Here is a 15,875-nt window from a genome sequence, read left to right as displayed (position 1 = left end):
AGGCTTCAGAGATCAGCAGGCAGGGGTTCTTTCAGCCACTGCATCGCGTTTTTTTCCAGGCTGCCGTCAGCCTTGGCCGCGACCAGGATCTGGTTGACCTTCTCCAGCAGCGCCGGCTCGTTCTTGTTCACGCCCACGTACACCGGCGAATCCTTGAGCTTCACTTTCAGCGCCGGCACGCGTTTCGGGCTGCGCTCGCTGATCGCAACCATCACCACGTTGCCGCTGGCGATCAGGTCGACCTGGCCGGCCAGGTAGGCGGCGATGGTCGAGTTGTTGTCTTCGAAGCGCTTGATCGTGGCTTCCTTGGGCGCGACGGATGTCAGCTCGATGTCCTCGATGGCGCCACGGGTCACGCTGATGGTCTTGCCCTTGAGGTCGTCGATGCTGCTGATGGCGGCATCAGGCGGGCCGAATACGGCCAGGTAAAAGGGTGCGTAGGCCTTGGAGAAGTCGATGACCTTTTCCCGCTCGGGGTTCTTGCCCAGGCTGGAGATCACCAGGTCGACCTTGCCGGTCGTGAGGAACGGGATGCGGTTGGTGCTGTTGACCGGGGTCAGCTCCAGTTTGACCTTGAGCTGGTCGGCCAGCAGCTTGGCGGTGTCGATGTCCAGGCCACGTGGTTTCATGTCGGGGCCGACCGAGCCGAACGGCGGGAAGTCCTGGGGTACGGCGACCTTCAAGGTGCCACGGGCAACGATATCGTCCAGACCGTTGGCCTGGGCGGGTGCCTGGCTCAGCATCAGGCTGGCAAACAGGGCGGTGAGCAGGGCGCTGTAGCGCTTGGTCATGGGAACTCTCCGAGAAGGGCGAAGGGATATTCTGTTTTTGCCCAGTGCACAGCCCATGCCATGACCGCTCGGATTGTCTGCAAGGCCGGGATTTGTTGCGTTGTGGTGGTCTTACTGGTCTGAACAGTGAGCACGGGTTTTGCACCGTTTTCGAGCGCCGGCAAAACCGCGCGAGCCCCTTTGGGGCGTGGCTTGCCGCCAGGCGTGAATAGCTTTACAACTACTCGCTCAGTTGTCTGGAACCTTGAGTTTTTTATGAATTCCATCGCCCAAGCGGTACCGGAAGCGGCCTTGCAGGCCATCCGCAAACTGATCAAGGAGCAAGGCTTCGGGCCGGGCGACGCATTGCCATCCCAGCGCGACCTGGCGCTGCAGTTGGGCGTGAGCCGGGCGTCATTGCGCGAGGCGTTGTCGTCTCTCAGTGCCTTGGGGGTGGTCAGCGTGCAGCCGGGCAAAGGCGTGTTCGTGCAAGAGGCACAAGAGTCGCCGGGGTTTGCATGGCCCTTCGCGGCCCAGGCGACGCCGCTGGATATCTTCCAGTTGCGCTATGCCCTGGAGGGGTTTGCGTCGGGGTTGGCGGCCGTCACGCTGACCATCGATGAGCTGGACCGCCTGGAAGATAATGTCGAAGCCATGCGCAAGGTGCTCAAGGCCGGCGACTTCGAAGCCGCCGCCCGGCTGGACTTCGAATTCCACCAGCGCCTCCTCCTGGCCAGTGGCAACCAGGCGATGGTCAGCATCCTGAGTGCCAGCGCCGAGGTGTTCCTGGAGAGCCAGAAGCTACCGTTCATCCGGCCGGAACGGGCCATGGAAACCTGGCAGGAGCACCGTAGAATTCTGCGCGCCCTGGCCCGTCGCGCCAGTGCGGCGGCGCAGAAAACCATGCAGGAGCACGTGCGCAATGCGGCGTTGCGCACGGGGATTGCCTTTGTGACGCCGGTATCGCCGTGAGCGGAGCGATACCCAAACTCATGCAACACCATAGCAAGACTCAATCAGAGGCGGCTTCCTGAACGGGGGAAGGGCAGCTATGATGGGCCACGTTTTTTTTGCTTACAATCCGGAGACATCCATGAGCAACGATCTTATCAAGCACGTCACTGACGCGACCTTTGAGGCCGAAGTACTCAAGGCAACTGGCCCGGTGCTGGTTGACTACTGGGCTGAATGGTGTGGCCCTTGCAAAATGATCGCTCCGGTTCTGGACGAGATTGCAACCACCTACGACGGCAAGCTGACCATTGCCAAGTTGAACATCGACGAAAACCAGGAAACCCCGGCCAAGCACGGCGTGCGTGGTATTCCGACGCTGATGCTGTTCAAGAACGGCAACGTGGAAGCGACCAAAGTGGGCGCGTTGTCGAAGTCCCAGTTGGCGGCATTCCTCGACGCAAACATCTAAGCGTCGTCAAAAAAGCCCCGCAATTTGCGGGGCTTTTTCGTGAAACAGGGCTAGACGCTCCTAAATTCAGGTGGTACATTCGGCCCCGCACTGGTTTCTCCACTGCCCCCTGCAAGCCGTCGCCGACGCATTCCTTTTCGATTAGTACGCGATCATGTCGCCTTCTCTGCGGCGCGGCCTCATTAAGCCAAAAGCTTAATTTCCCCCCTCCATAAATGATTACGTCATTCCTATATGAATCTGACTGAACTCAAGCAAAAGCCGATTACCGACCTGCTCCAATTGGCCGAAGAGATGGGCATAGAAAATATGGCCCGTTCGCGCAAGCAGGACGTGATTTTCTCCCTGCTCAAAAAGCACGCGAAAAGCGGCGAGGAAATTTCCGGTGATGGCGTGCTGGAGATTCTCCAGGACGGCTTCGGCTTCCTCCGCTCTGCGGACGCTTCCTATCTCGCCGGCCCAGACGATATCTATGTCTCGCCGAGCCAGATCCGTCGCTTCAACTTGCGCACCGGTGACACCATCGTTGGCAAGATCCGCCCTCCGAAGGAAGGCGAGCGTTATTTCGCCCTGCTCAAGGTCGACACGATCAACTTCGATCGTCCCGAGAACGCGAAAAACAAGATTCTCTTCGAGAACCTGACCCCGCTGTTCCCGACCGTGCGCATGAAGATGGAAGCCGGCAACGGTTCCACCGAAGACTTGACCGGTCGTGTCATCGACCTGTGCGCCCCGATCGGCAAGGGCCAGCGTGGCCTGATCGTCGCACCGCCGAAAGCCGGTAAGACCATCATGCTGCAGAACATTGCCGCGAACATTGCGCGTAACAACCCTGAAGTTCACCTGATCGTGCTGCTGATCGATGAGCGTCCGGAAGAAGTGACCGAAATGCAGCGCACCGTGCGCGGCGAAGTGGTTGCCTCGACGTTCGATGAGCCGCCAACCCGCCACGTGCAGGTTGCCGAAATGGTGATCGAGAAGGCCAAGCGCCTGGTCGAACACAAGAAAGACGTGGTGATCCTGCTCGACTCCATCACCCGTCTGGCGCGTGCCTACAACACCGTGATCCCGAGCTCCGGCAAGGTATTGACCGGTGGTGTCGATGCCCACGCCCTGGAGAAACCGAAACGTTTCTTCGGCGCCGCACGGAATATCGAAGAAGGCGGCTCGCTGACCATCATCGCTACCGCGCTGGTTGAAACCGGCTCGAAGATGGATGAAGTGATCTACGAAGAGTTCAAGGGTACCGGCAACATGGAACTGCCCCTGGACCGTCGTATCGCTGAAAAGCGTGTGTTCCCGGCCATCAACATCAACCGTTCCGGCACCCGCCGCGAAGAGTTGCTGACTGCCGACGACGAACTGCAGCGCATGTGGATCCTGCGCAAGCTGCTGCACCCGATGGACGAAGTCGCCGCCATCGAGTTCCTGATCGACAAGCTGAAAACCACCAAGACCAACGACGAGTTCTTCCTGTCGATGAAGCGTAAGTAATACGACGTTTCAGGTCCAAAAAAATGGCGCCCTCAGGGGTGCCATTTTTTTTTCCCGTTTTTTAAGTGCCTTCGACCCCCCAATGCACTGCGATAAGCTGCCAGCCGCCCTCAGAGCAGGTACGATGTACGCCTATTTTACGGGTGGCATGGTTAATGAAATTCAAGGATCTTCGGGATTTCGTGCAGCAACTTGAGCAGCGCGGAGAGTTGAAACGTATCCAGGTGCCGGTTTCGCCGGTGCTGGAAATGACTGAGATTTGCGATCGCACCCTGCGCAACAAGGGCCCGGCGCTGCTGTTCGAGAACCCGACCGGTTTTGATATCCCGGTGCTCGGCAACCTGTTCGGTACCCCCGACCGCGTGGCCTTTGGCATGGGTGCCGAGTCGGTCAGCGAACTGCGCGAGATCGGCAAGTTGCTGGCCTTCCTCAAAGAGCCCGAGCCTCCCAAGGGCTTGAAGGACGCCTGGTCGAAGCTGCCGATCTTCCGCAAGATCATTGCCATGGCACCCAAGGTGGTCAAGGACGCGGCGTGTCAGGAAGTGGTCATCGAAGGCGATGACGTCGACCTGGGCATGCTCCCGGTGCAGACCTGCTGGCCCGGCGACGTTGGCCCGCTGATCACCTGGGGCCTGACCGTCACCAAAGGCCCGAACAAGGACCGCCAGAACCTCGGTATCTACCGTCAGCAAGTGATCGGCCGCAACAAGGTGATCATGCGTTGGTTGAGCCATCGTGGCGGCGCCCTGGACTTTCGTGAGTGGTGCGAAAAGCATCCCGGCAAGCCGTTCCCGGTCGCCGTGGCCCTGGGCGCCGACCCGGCCACCATCCTCGGCGCCGTGACCCCGGTGCCTGACAGCCTGTCCGAATACGCCTTCGCCGGCCTGCTGCGCGGCAATCGCACCGAGCTGGTGAAGTGCCGCGGCAACGACCTGCAAGTACCGGCCACCGCCGAAATCATCCTCGAAGGCGTGATTCATCCGGGCGAGATGGCCGATGAAGGCCCCTACGGCGACCACACCGGCTACTACAACGAAGTCGACAGCTTCCCGGTGTTCACCGTCGAGCGCATCACCCATCGGATCAAGCCGATCTACCACAGCACCTACACAGGCCGTCCGCCGGATGAGCCGGCGATTCTTGGCGTGGCGCTGAACGAAGTGTTCGTGCCGATCCTGCAGAAGCAGTTCCCGGAAATCACCGACTTCTACCTGCCGCCCGAAGGCTGCTCGTACCGTATGGCCATCGTGACCATGAAGAAGTCGTACCCCGGCCACGCCAAGCGGGTAATGCTCGGTGTGTGGTCGTTTTTGCGACAGTTCATGTACACCAAGTTCGTTATCGTCACCGACGACGACATCAACGCCCGCGACTGGAACGACGTGATCTGGGCCATCACCACGCGCATGGACCCCAAGCGCGACACGGTGATGATCGACAACACGCCGATCGACTACCTCGACTTCGCTTCGCCGGTTTCGGGCCTGGGCTCGAAGATGGGCCTGGATGCCACGCACAAATGGCCGGGTGAGACCACCCGCGAGTGGGGCAGGGTGATCGTCAAGGACGAAGCCGTGACGGCGCGTGTCGATGCGATCTGGAAAGAATTGGGAATAGATTGATGCGTGTAACCCTGCAACCTTCCGGCGCCGTATTGGAGCTGGACCCTGGCGAGCGAATCCTCGAAGGTGCGCGCCGCCTGGGCTACGAATGCCCGCAAGCCTGCCGCAATGGCGTGTGCCATGTGTGTGCGGCGCTGTTGGTGGAAGGCCGCGTGCAGCAGGCCGGTGAGGTACGCGACCATGGTGAGTTCTACACCTGTATCGCCGAGCCGCTGGAAGATTGTGTGGTGTTGTGGGATGGCGTGCTGGCGCCGGGAGAGTTGCCGTTGCGCAAGTTGTCGTGCCAAGTGAGTGAGTGTGTGGAAGTCGGTGGCGATGTATGGCGCGTGCGCTTGCTCGCCCCGGCCGGTAAGGCCGTGCGTTACCACGCCGGGCAATACCTGATGATTGAACGGGAAAACGGCGAGAAGTCGGCGTTTTCCCTGGCCTCGGCGCCCCACTCCGGACGCGAGCTGGAACTGCACGTGCTGGCTCGCGAAGACAGCGCGCGCAACCTGCTCGAGCAGTTGCAGCGCAACCAGATGGCCCGCATCGAGCTGCCGTTTGGCGATACCCACCTGGCCGAGTTACCCGATGGGCCGCTGGTGTTGATCGCCGCCGGTACCGGCATGGCGCAGATGCACAGCCTGATCGAGCATTGCCGCGCCTCCGGCTTCAAGCACCCGGTGCATCTGTATTGGGGCGTGCGGCGTCCGGAAGATTTCTACGAGATCGAGCATTGGGATCAATGGTTGCAACTGCCCAACCTGTTCCTGCACAAAGTGGTCAGCGACGTGTGCGGCTGGGAAGGACGCTGTGGGCTGTTGCATGAAGCGGTGTGCGAAGACATCCGCGACCTCAAGGGCGTGTATGTCTACGCCAGCGGTTCACCGGCGATGATCTACGGCACATTGGATGCGCTGGTGGACGCCGGCATGGATGCACATCAGATGCGTGCCGACGTATTCGCCTACGCCCCGCGGCCCTGAAGCCCTACGCGGGCTTCTAATGGGGAGCTGGCGTCGCGTTCAGAAACGCACGCCGGTCGTGATCATCGCCGCATTGAACCCCAGCAGCACCAGCTCCGCCGCCACTGGCCCGTAATGGGTGCCTACGGACGGAATGATCACCGGCGCCACGCCGAAACGGTTCAACGGGATCTTGTCGCGGTACTTGCCGCGATAGCCCTGAATCGCCCCGCCTGTCAGCTTCAAATAGACCGGATAGTCGGTCATGTCATAGCGTTTGCCCGCATAGGCGTAGTAGGACCGCTGGCTGAACGAGTTGCGAAACGTCGCCGCGCCATACACCAGGCCTGACGCTTCATTGCGCTCCAGGCCGAGCAGATCCTGATGGTTGTTATGCTCGGGGTCCGGCGCAAAGTGCCGGGTGTAGACGCTGGTCTGCGCATACCAGAAGCCCTTGTCATCGTCGACAGGTGGGGCCTCGGCCGCGAGGGCGGTGGTGGCCTGGGCCAGGAACAGCAGGCCGGGCAGTCGAAATTTTTTCATGGGGATGACCTCGATTAGTCGGTATGAGGGGCGGCTAGGTGGGTCGTGATGTGGAGACTATTTTGAAGGTTGTGCGCGCACCCAGGCTGAACCGGGGCTGAAAGTAGCGGGATTGGCGCCCTGAATCCTGACGAATGGGTGGAACCACGCCCCAGCCCCAGGGCAACTCGGCCGATTAGCACTTTTTCGCCATACGGTTACAGCGGCGGGTTCTATTACGGTAAAGTTACTTACAATTGGTAATAGATTCTCGTAGCCGCACAGGAGACCTCAGCGATCCGCCATGACCGCCATTGAATCCGATCTTTTGCAATTGGCTTACCCTCCGCAGCTCGATCTGGGGCCGCAACTCACTCACGAACAGTTGATGAGCTCGATGCAGGCCACCATGGCCCGGCATAAGGGTGGGCCGGTCTGGCTATTCGCTTACGGTTCGCTGATCTGGCGGCCTGAGTGTTCATCGACCGAGCGGGTGCGGGCACGGGTCCATGGGTATCACCGCGGTTTGTACCTGTGGTCCCACGAGCATCGGGGTACGCCGGAAATACCCGGGTTGGTCTTCGGCCTGGATCGCGGGGGTTCGTGCAGCGGTTTTGCCTACCGCCTGCCGGAAGACCAACTGGAGGCCTCGCTTTACGCCTTGTGGCAGCGCGAAATGCCTTACCCTTCCTATCGGCCGCACTGGCTCAGTTGCCGTCTGGAAGATGGCAGTCGGGTGCAGGCGCTGGGGTTTGTATTGGAGCGGCACCTGCCGAGCTACGCCGGCAATCTGCCCGACATCGTGCTCAGCCACGTGCTGCAAAGCGCTTGCGGGCGTTACGGCACTACGCGCGATTATGTCGAGCAGACCGTTAACGCCCTGCGTAGCCACGCCATGCCAGACAAAAACCTGGAGGCGCGGCTCAAGCGTTGTGCCAAGGATTGCTCAGGCGATTAACGCGCCGAGCTGACACTGTTGGTGTGCCACAACGTCGGGATCAGGCACGCGATCGCCAGCAGGCACGCGCCGACCAGCAGCACAAAGCCGCCGTCCCAGCCGAAGTGGTCCACGGTGTAGCCCATGGCCGCACTCGCCGCCACCGAACCGCCCAGGTAACCGAACAGGCCGGTGAAGCCCGCAGCCGTACCGGCGGCTTTTTTCGGCGCCAGTTCCAGCGCCTGTAGGCCGATCAGCATCACCGGGCCGTAGATCAGGAAACCGATCGAGAACAGCGCGATCATGTCGACCATCGGGTTGCCCGGCGGGTTGAGCCAGTACACCAGGGTCGCAACGGTCACCAGCGCCATGAACACGATACCGGTCAGGCCACGGTTGCCGCGGAAGATCTTGTCCGACATCCAGCCGCACAGCAGCGTGCCCGGAATACCTGCCCACTCGTAGAAGAAATATGCCCAGGACGACTTGTCGACCGTGAAGTGCTTGGCTTCTTTCAAGTAGGTCGGTGCCCAGTCCAACACGCCGTAGCGCAACAGGTAGACGAACACGTTGGCAAAGGCGATGTACCAGAGCATTTTGTTGTGCAGCACGTACTTGACGAAGATTTCCTTGGCGCTGAATTCGTCTTCGTGGCTGGCGTCGTAGCCTTCCGGATAATCGTTTTTGTACTGCTCAATCGGCGGCAGGCCGACCGATTGCGGGGTGTCGCGCATGGTGATGAAGGCGAATGCCGCCACCAGTAACGCAACCGTTGCCGGCACATAGAACGCGGCATGCCAGTCATTGAACCAGGCCATGCCGAGCAGGAACAACGGGCCGATCAGGCCGCCGCCGACGTTGTGCGCCACGTTCCACACGGATACCACGCCACCGCGTTCCTTCTGCGACCACCAATGCACCATGGTCCGTCCGCTCGGCGGCCAACCCATGCCCTGGGCCCAGCCGTTGATGAACAGCAAAATGAACATCATGGTCACGCTGGACGTCGCCCAAGGCGCGAAACCGAAAATGAACATCACTCCCGCCGATACCAGCAGGCCGAAGGGCAGGAAGTAGCGCGGGTTGGAGCGGTCGGACACCAGGCCCATGAGGAACTTGGACAGGCCGTAGGCAATCGCGATCGCCGACATCGCCAGGCCCAGTTCGCCCCGGGTGTAACCCTCGTCGATCAGGTAGGGCATGGCCAGGGAGAAGTTTTTACGCAGCAGGTAGTACCCGGCGTAACCGAAAAAAATACCGGCGAAGATCTGCCAGCGCAGGCGTCGGTAGGTACTGTCTATTTTTTCTTCAGGCAGGGGCGCCTGATGCACGGCAGGACGAAAGAAAGCAAACATTCAAGAGCTCCAGATTTCTTGTTTTGACAGCGGATGCGAATGTTACAGTTTCGTTACCGAAAATAGCATCGCGTCTTATGTGCAAACACAGGAAATATGAGCAAACGCATGTTCTCTTACGAACATGTCGCGAATGGGCAAGTGATGGTCGCAGTTGGCGGCTGCAGGACACTGGAGATCAAAATGTGGGAGGGGCGGTGCGACGATTCGACTTGCCCCCGATGACAGTGGGTCAGTGAATACATCTGTTGACTGAACCAACGCCATCGGGGGCAAGCCCCCTCCCACATTTGAGCGCGTTTCACCTCTGTCAGCGGGTTTGCACGACAACCTTACCGACGGCTTTGCGCTGCCCCAGGTCATTGATCGCCTGGGCGGCCTGTTCCAGTGGGTACACCTGCGATACCAGCGGTTTGAGCTTGCCCTCGGCATACCAACCAAACAGCTGCTGGAAGTTCGCCGCATTGTCCTGCGGCTGGCGCTGGGCGAACGAACCCCAGAACACCCCGACCACGGCCGCACCTTTGAGCAGTGCCAGGTTCACCGGCAGCTCTGGAATACGCCCGCTGGCAAAACCCACCACCAGCAGGCGGCCGTTCCAGGCGATGGCGCGGATGGCCTGGTCAAACAGGTCGCCGCCCACCGGGTCGTAGATCACATCGGCGCCGTTGCCGTCGGTCAGGCGCTTGACCTCATCTTTCAGGCTGGCTTCGCTGTAGTTGATCAGCTCATCGGCGCCGGTGGCCTTGGCCACCGCCAGTTTGTCGGCGCTGCTGGCGGCGGCGATCACGCGGGCGCCCATGGCCTTGCCGATTTCCACGGCGGCCAGGCCCACGCCACCGGAGGCGCCGAGGACCAGCAGGGTTTCGCCGGGTTGCAGGTTGGCCCTTTGTTTCAGGGCATGCATCGAGGTGCCATAGGTCATGCTGAACGCGGCTGCGGTGTTGAAGCCCATGCTGGGCGGGATCGGCAGCACGTTATAGCCGGGCACCGCGACCTGCTCGGCAAAACTGCCCCAGCCGGTCAGCGCCATCACGCGGTCACCGACCTTCAGATGGCTGACTTTTTCGCCCACTTCACTGACTACCCCCGCCGCTTCGCCCCCCGGTGAGAACGGAAAGGGCGGTTTGAACTGGTACTTGCCCTCGATGATCAGGGTGTCCGGGAAGTTGACCCCGGCGGCATGCACGTCCAGCAGGATCTCGTTCTTCTTGATCGTCGGGCTGGCGATCTCTTCCAGCACCAGGGTTTCGGCGGGGCCGAAGGCTTTGCACAGCACAGCTTTCATCGGACTATTCCTTTTGGCGTCGTGGCCGATAAGTGTAGGAGGGTGCGCCCGTGGGTCAACAAGCATGCCCGGGCCTGATAAGTCGCCATAAGCTTGTGCTCTGCCCTGCTAGCGTTATGCTACTGGGCAACCGAATGTGAGGAATGAACTGTGAAAGCGTGGATTCTGTTGATGCTCGCCCTGACCTTGCCGATGGCGGCCCAGGCCCAAGAGGCGAAAGAGGCGAAAGAAGGCGAGGCGCCGAAGGTCAGCTATATCAGCCTGGCCCCGCCGCTCGTGGGCAACTATGGCCTGGATGGCACGGCCAAGCTCAAGGTGTACAAGGCCGATATCGCCCTGCGTGTGACCGGGCCCGAAGCGGCTGCCGCCGTCAAAGCCAACGATGCGTTGATTCGCAATCAACTGGTGGCGCTGTTCACCCAACAAACCAACGAGAGCATGAGCACCGTTGAAGGCAAGGAAAAACTGCGCCAGGAAGCCCTGAAGCAGACCCAGCAAGTGATGAACGACGAAACCGGCAAGCCGATGGTGGAAGACCTGTTGTTCAACAACCTGATCATCCAATAGTCGCTGTACGGCGATCGCAAGCAGGCACGCGCGCACAACGGAATGCGTTCCAAATGTGGCAGCGGGCTTGCTCGCGATCGCGGCCATGCAGACACCTCAAGACGCCAGGCTCTTCCTGAACCGCGCCAACGCCACCGCAAAGAACAGCAAGCCAATCCCCGCCAGCGCCAGCAAATCTGGCCACACCACACTCACGCCCGCATCGCGGAACAGGATCGCCGCGCTCAGGCTCACAAAGTGCGTCGACGGCGACCCCTGCATCACCCACTGCAACCACTCGGGCATGCTGTCCAGCGGCGTACTGCCGCCGGAGAGCAACAGCATCGGGATGATCACCGGGATCGCCAGCAAGCCGAATTGCGGCGTCGAGCGGGCGAGGGTGGCGAGGAATATCCCCAGGGCGGTGCTGGCAAACAGGTACAGCGCGGTCACGAATAGAAACAGGCTCAGCGACCCGGCCAGCGGCACGCCGAGCATGCCCTTGACCACCACTTCCAGGGACAGCCAGGTACACAGCACCACCACCAGCATGTTGCTCCAGATTTTCGCCAGCATGATTTCCAGCGCCGTCAGCGGCAGCACCAGCAAATGGTCGAGGGTGCCGTGTTCGCGCTCGCGCAGCAGCGCGGTACCGGTAAGCACGATGGCGAGGATGGTGATGTTGTTGACGATCTGGATGACCGCGAGGAACCAGCCGCCTTCCAGATTGGTATTGAACAGCGCCCGCGTCGTCAGCAGCGCCGGCGCTTTGCTGGCGGAGTCGGCCTGGCCGCTGTAGGTCAGCAGCTCGCGTTGGAAAATCCGCCCGATGTAGCCGGCGCCCATGAAGGCCTGGCTCATCGCGGTGGCATCGACGTTCACCTGCACGCCGGGCTCGCGACCGGCCAACAGATCGGCCTGGAAATTCGCCGGTACGTTGATCACGAAAGTGTACTGGCCGCTGTCCATGACCTTATCCAACTGGTCGTAGGCCAACGGCACGGGAGGCTGAAACTCGGGCGGCTGCAACGCCTCGGCCATCTGCCGCGAGAGCGCACTGTGGTCCTCGTCGATAAACGCCACGCTGGCGTTATGCACACCAATCACCGAGCCGGCCGCAGGCATATAGATCGCGACGGTGAAGGCGTAGAACAGAAACAACAGCAGCACGCTGTCGTGGCGCAGGCTGGTCAGTTCCTTGATCCCCAGGCGCAGGATGTGCGCGAACTTATGCATCAAGCCTCCTGCTTCTTCAGCATGATCAGGCTAAGCCCGGTAAACCCGAGGAAAAACCCGAACAGCGCCAGGCACTGCGGCCACAGTTGGCGCAGGTCCAGGGCCTTGGTGAACGTGCCCACCGCAATATCGAGAAAGTGCCCCGCCGGAAACAGCATGCCCATCACCGCCGCCGCACCTTCCAGGGACGAACGCGGCACGATCAGCCCGGAGAACTGAATGGTCGGCAGGCTGGTGATGATCATGGTGCCGAGGATCGCCGCGATCTGGGTGCGGGTGAACGCGGAAATCAGCAGGCCCATGCTGGTGGTGGCGAGCACGTACAGCAGGCCGCCGAACGCCAGGGTCAGGGCGCTGCCCTTGAACGGCACGCCGAACAGCCAGCGGTTCATCGCGGCCAGCACGGCCAGGTTGACCAGGCTCACGGCCAGGTACGGCGCCTGTTTGCCCAGCAGGAACTCCAGGCGGGTCAGCGGCGTGGCATAGAAGTTGGTGATCGAGCCCAGCTCTTTCTCGCGCACGATACCGAGCGCAGTCAGCATCGCCGGGATGAAGGCGAGGATCAGTGCCATCACGCCTGGGCCGATGGCGTTCACGCTGACCACATCCTGGTTGTAGCGAAAGCGGGTTTCGAGCTTGGCCGCGCTTTGGCTGCTCTGCGGCTGGCTGCTCAGTTCGGACAGCTGCTGCAGGTTGGCCTGGTGGACCGCTTCTACATAGTTACGGCTGGTTTCTGCGCGAAACGGCATGCCGCCGTCGAGCCAGGCGGCCACGCTGGGTTGGCGGCCGGCGTAGAGGTCGCGGCCAAAACCGGGCGGGATTTCCAGGGCCAGTTTGATTTCCGAGCGTTGCAGGCGCCGGTGCAGTTCGTTGGCATCCTGGATGGGTGTTTGTTCGGCGAAGTAGCGCGAGCTGCGGAACGCTTCCAGATAGGCGCGACTTTGTGGGGTCTGGTCCTGGTCGTAGACGGCAAAGGCGAGGTTTTCCACATCGAGGGAAATGCCGTAGCCGAAGATCACCATCATGAACATCGCCCCGAGCAGGGCGAAGGCCATGCGCACCTTGTCGCGCAGCAGTTCCTTGCCTTCACGGCTGGCCACGGCCAACAGGCGCGACAGGCTGAACCCGCGCTTGCTCACGGGCGGTGGGCTGGTTTCGCTGACGGTAGCGGTGGGTGCGTTGGGCGCGGCGGGTTCGGCTTCGCCCTGGGCTTGCTCCAGGCATGTGACGAACGCGGCTTCGAGGGTGTCGCCGTGGAATTGCTGCTGCAGCGCGTCGGGCGTGTCGCAGGCCAGCACCTTGCCCGCGTGCATCAGGGAGATGCGGTCACAACGCTGGGCTTCGTTCATGAAGTGGGTGGACAGAAAGATCGTCACCCCTTGTTCGCGCGACAGTTCGATCAGCAGCCGCCAGAAGTCATCCCGCGCCGCCGGGTCGACGCCCGAGGTCGGTTCATCGAGGATCAGCACTTCGGGGCGGTGCAGCACCGCCACGGCCAACGACAAGCGCTGACGCAGGCCGAGGGGCAGCTCGCCCGACGGCTGCTCGGCCACCTCGCCGAGGTCGAAACGCTGGATCAGCTCATCGATCCGCTTGCCACTGTCGGCTTTGGGCAAATCGAACAACTGCGCGTGCAGCACCAGGTTCTGCAGCACGCTGAGTTCGCCGTACAGCGAAAAGCTCTGCGACATGAAGCCCACGCGCTTGCGGGTGGCCAGGTCCTTGGCGTTCACCGGGTTGCCCAGCAGCGTGGCAGTGCCCTCAGTGGCCGGCATCAGGCCGGTGAGGACTTTCATGGTGGTGGTCTTGCCGCAGCCGTTGGAGCCGAGGAAACCGAAAATCTCGCCGCGGCCGATGGCAAAGCTGACGTTATCGACCGCCGTGAAGTCGCCAAAGCGCAGGGTCAGGTTGTGGGCTTCGATGGCGATATCGGTGCTGTTGCTTGCGCGCGCAGGGATAACCAGCGGTTGGTTGTCATGGGCGCTGTCGCCCTGGAAGTGGGTGAAGGCCTCATCCAGCTTGCCGCTGGGGGTTGCTGCGGCGAGCTCACTGCTCAAACCGTCGGCGATCAGTTTGCCGCGGTCAAGCATCAGGCAATGTTCAAACTGCTCGGCTTCTTCCATGTAGGCCGTGGCCACCAGCAGCGTCAGTTGTGGGCGCTCGCTGCGAACGGTTTCGACCAGTTCCCAGAAGCGCCGACGTGACAGCGGGTCGACCCCGGTGGTGGGCTCGTCGAGGATCAGCAGGTCCGGGTCATGGATCAGCGCGCAGCACAGGCCGAGTTTCTGCTTCATCCCGCCGGAGAGTTTGCCGGCCGGGCGGTCGGCGAAGCGCTCAAGGTCGGTGGCCAGCAGCAGGCTGTGCATGCGCTGGTCGCAATCGGCTTTGGTCAGGCCGAACAGCGTCGCGAAGAAGCGGATGTTTTCGCTGATGGACAGTTCGGGGTACAGGTTGCCGCCCAGGCCTTGGGGCATGAAGGCGATGCGCGGGTAGAGGCTGTTGCGGTGGTGGCGGTCGGCGATGGAGCCGCCGAGCACCTCCAGTTGGCCGTCCTGGAGTTTTTTAACCCCGGCGATCAAGCCCAGCAGGCTCGACTTGCCCGCGCCATCCGGGCCGATCAGCCCGCAGCGCGTGCCAGCGGGCAGGCTGAAGGCGATATCGACCAGCGCCTGTTGCTTGCCGTAGCGGTGCTGGATGCCCGTGGCGTGCAGCGCCAGATCGGTCATTGCAGGTTAGCCGGCCAGTCGATGTCAGCTGTGCGCACGTAGCCGGCGCCGGGCATGCCCGGTTTGGCCTGCGGCACGGCGCTGGGGTGGGTCAGGCGCAGTTTGACGCGAAACACCAATTTCTGGCGTTCATCGCGGGTTTCTACCTCTTTGGGCGTGAACTGCGATTTGGCCGCGACGAAGCTGATTTTGGCCGGCAGCGATTGGTCGGGAAGCGCGTCGAGGAGGATGCGCGCGTCGCTGCCGACGGTCAGGGCGCCGGTCACCGAGGCGGGCAGGTAGAGGTTCATGTATTGATCTTCGGGATCGATCAGCAGCAAGACGCGGCCGCCCGCGCCGAGCACTTCGCCCGGCTCGGCCAGGCGCAGTTGGATAATGCCGTCGATGGGCGCACGCAGGCTGCTGTCATCGATTTCGCTGGTGAGCTGCGCCACCTGGGCCTGGGCGGCACCGATGGCGGCCTTGGCCGAATTGACCTGGGCCTGGGCGGCAACCACGGCCGCATTGCCGGTGTTCTGGCGCGCCTGCTGCTGGTCGATCAACTGGCCGCTGGCGAAGCCACGCTTGTACAGCTCCTGGGTTCGCTTGAGTTCCTGGTGGGCGAGCAGTTGTTCGCTCTGGCGCAATTGCACATTGGCTTCGGCGGCGGCGAGGTTTTCCTTGGCGCGCAGCACTTCGGCTTCGGCCTGGGCGCGCTGGGCTTCCAGGGTGCGCGTGTCCATGCGCGCCAGCAGTTGGCCCTTGAGGACCTTGTCGCCTTCATCCACTCGCACTTCGTCCAGCCGCCCGGGGATCTTGGCGGCAATCTGCACTTCGGTCGATTCCAGGCGGCCATTGCCCATGCTCAAGCCTTCGGGCAGGCGGTCCTGGGTGGATTTCCAGTAACCGAAACCGCCGGCGGCGAGCAGCAACACAATCAGGAGGGTGGCAAACAACTGGGAGGTGCGATGGTTCGTCGACATGGTTGCTTCCTGCGGTGTTAGCGTCCTAGTCTGACCGGTTCGGCCCG

Annotated in this window: 14 protein-coding genes; 7 read left to right on the top strand and 7 right to left on the bottom strand. The window is 61.7% G+C overall.

From position 1 onward, the window contains the following. Positions 1–5: 5 nt before the first annotated feature. Positions 6–791: a transporter substrate-binding domain-containing protein gene (locus P3S72_RS29255; RefSeq protein WP_276195383.1), complete on the bottom strand. Its 786-nt coding sequence runs from the start codon at positions 789–791 to the stop codon at positions 6–8. 255 nt (positions 792–1,046) lie between these two features. On the opposite strand from P3S72_RS29255, the gene P3S72_RS29250 reads away from it, so the two are divergent. The 5 genes from P3S72_RS29250 to P3S72_RS29230 all read left to right on the top strand — a co-directional run bounded on the left by P3S72_RS29250 (position 1,047) and on the right by P3S72_RS29230 (position 6,277). Continuing rightward, a complete protein-coding gene (locus P3S72_RS29250) occupies positions 1,047–1,742 on the top strand; it encodes an FCD domain-containing protein (protein WP_276195382.1) in 696 nt (231 codons plus the stop codon). 121 nt (positions 1,743–1,863) lie between these two features. Next, the gene (gene trxA / locus P3S72_RS29245) at positions 1,864–2,193 is read left to right on the top strand and encodes a thioredoxin TrxA (RefSeq protein ID WP_247398910.1); all 330 of its coding nucleotides are present in this window, start codon (positions 1,864–1,866) and stop codon (positions 2,191–2,193) included. A gap of 234 nt (positions 2,194–2,427) precedes the next feature. Next, positions 2,428–3,687, top strand: coding sequence for a transcription termination factor Rho (rho, locus tag P3S72_RS29240; RefSeq protein WP_003176825.1), 1,260 nt, complete (start codon positions 2,428–2,430; stop codon positions 3,685–3,687). Between the two features lie 155 nt (positions 3,688–3,842). After that, a complete protein-coding gene (gene ubiD / locus P3S72_RS29235; protein ID WP_276195381.1) occupies positions 3,843–5,309 on the top strand; it encodes a 4-hydroxy-3-polyprenylbenzoate decarboxylase in 1,467 nt (488 codons plus the stop codon). Continuing rightward, positions 5,309–6,277, top strand: a complete 969-nt coding sequence (locus tag P3S72_RS29230) for a CDP-6-deoxy-delta-3,4-glucoseen reductase (protein WP_276195380.1) — start codon at positions 5,309–5,311, stop codon at positions 6,275–6,277. The genes ubiD and P3S72_RS29230 overlap by 1 nt, the downstream gene beginning before the upstream one ends. 39 nt (positions 6,278–6,316) lie before the next feature. Here the strand turns inward: P3S72_RS29230 and P3S72_RS29225 are convergent, their stop codons facing one another. Continuing rightward, positions 6,317–6,799 (bottom strand): sn-glycerol-3-phosphate transporter, encoded by a 483-nt coding sequence (locus P3S72_RS29225; protein ID WP_276195379.1) that lies wholly within the window; start codon positions 6,797–6,799, stop codon positions 6,317–6,319. Between the two features lie 283 nt (positions 6,800–7,082). Here P3S72_RS29225 and P3S72_RS29220 point away from each other — a divergent pair, with 283 nt between their 5' ends. Then, positions 7,083–7,736 (top strand): gamma-glutamylcyclotransferase, encoded by a 654-nt coding sequence (locus P3S72_RS29220; RefSeq protein WP_276195378.1) that lies wholly within the window; start codon positions 7,083–7,085, stop codon positions 7,734–7,736. Here P3S72_RS29220 and glpT read toward each other — a convergent pair. Together glpT and P3S72_RS29210 are read right to left on the bottom strand one after the other, a co-directional pair. Continuing rightward, on the bottom strand, positions 7,733–9,070 hold the full coding sequence (gene glpT / locus P3S72_RS29215) for a glycerol-3-phosphate transporter (RefSeq protein WP_247406189.1): 1,338 nt from the start codon (positions 9,068–9,070) through the stop codon (positions 7,733–7,735). The genes P3S72_RS29220 and glpT overlap by 4 nt on opposite strands. Before the next feature lie 310 nt (positions 9,071–9,380). Then, positions 9,381–10,358, bottom strand: coding sequence for an NADPH:quinone oxidoreductase family protein (locus P3S72_RS29210; RefSeq protein WP_276195377.1), 978 nt, complete (start codon positions 10,356–10,358; stop codon positions 9,381–9,383). A gap of 150 nt (positions 10,359–10,508) precedes the next feature. On the opposite strand from P3S72_RS29210, the gene P3S72_RS29205 reads away from it, so the two are divergent. Then, positions 10,509–10,925, top strand: a complete 417-nt coding sequence (locus P3S72_RS29205; RefSeq protein WP_276195376.1) for a flagellar basal body-associated protein FliL — start codon at positions 10,509–10,511, stop codon at positions 10,923–10,925. Between the two features lie 96 nt (positions 10,926–11,021). On the opposite strand, the gene P3S72_RS29200 is transcribed toward P3S72_RS29205, so the two are convergent. The 3 genes from P3S72_RS29200 to P3S72_RS29190 are packed head-to-tail and all read right to left on the bottom strand — an operon-like array spanning position 11,022 to position 15,828. Continuing rightward, positions 11,022–12,140: an ABC transporter permease gene (locus P3S72_RS29200; protein ID WP_276195375.1), complete on the bottom strand. Its 1,119-nt coding sequence runs from the start codon at positions 12,138–12,140 to the stop codon at positions 11,022–11,024. Continuing rightward, on the bottom strand, positions 12,140–14,866 hold the full coding sequence (rbbA, locus tag P3S72_RS29195) for a ribosome-associated ATPase/putative transporter RbbA (RefSeq protein ID WP_276195374.1): 2,727 nt from the start codon (positions 14,864–14,866) through the stop codon (positions 12,140–12,142). The genes P3S72_RS29200 and rbbA overlap by 1 nt, the downstream gene beginning before the upstream one ends. Beyond that, positions 14,863–15,828 (bottom strand): HlyD family efflux transporter periplasmic adaptor subunit, encoded by a 966-nt coding sequence (locus P3S72_RS29190; RefSeq protein ID WP_276195373.1) that lies wholly within the window; start codon positions 15,826–15,828, stop codon positions 14,863–14,865. Before P3S72_RS29190 ends, rbbA begins: the two co-directional genes overlap by 4 nt. Between the last annotated feature and the right edge of the window lie 47 nt (positions 15,829–15,875).

It is taken from the genome of Pseudomonas sp. D3 (assembly GCF_029320995.1).
Classification (GTDB): Bacteria; Pseudomonadota; Gammaproteobacteria; order Pseudomonadales; family Pseudomonadaceae; genus Aquipseudomonas; species Aquipseudomonas paraveronii.
Note: the sequence above shows the minus strand (reverse complement) of the source record. Positions and strands in the feature narration are given on the sequence as shown.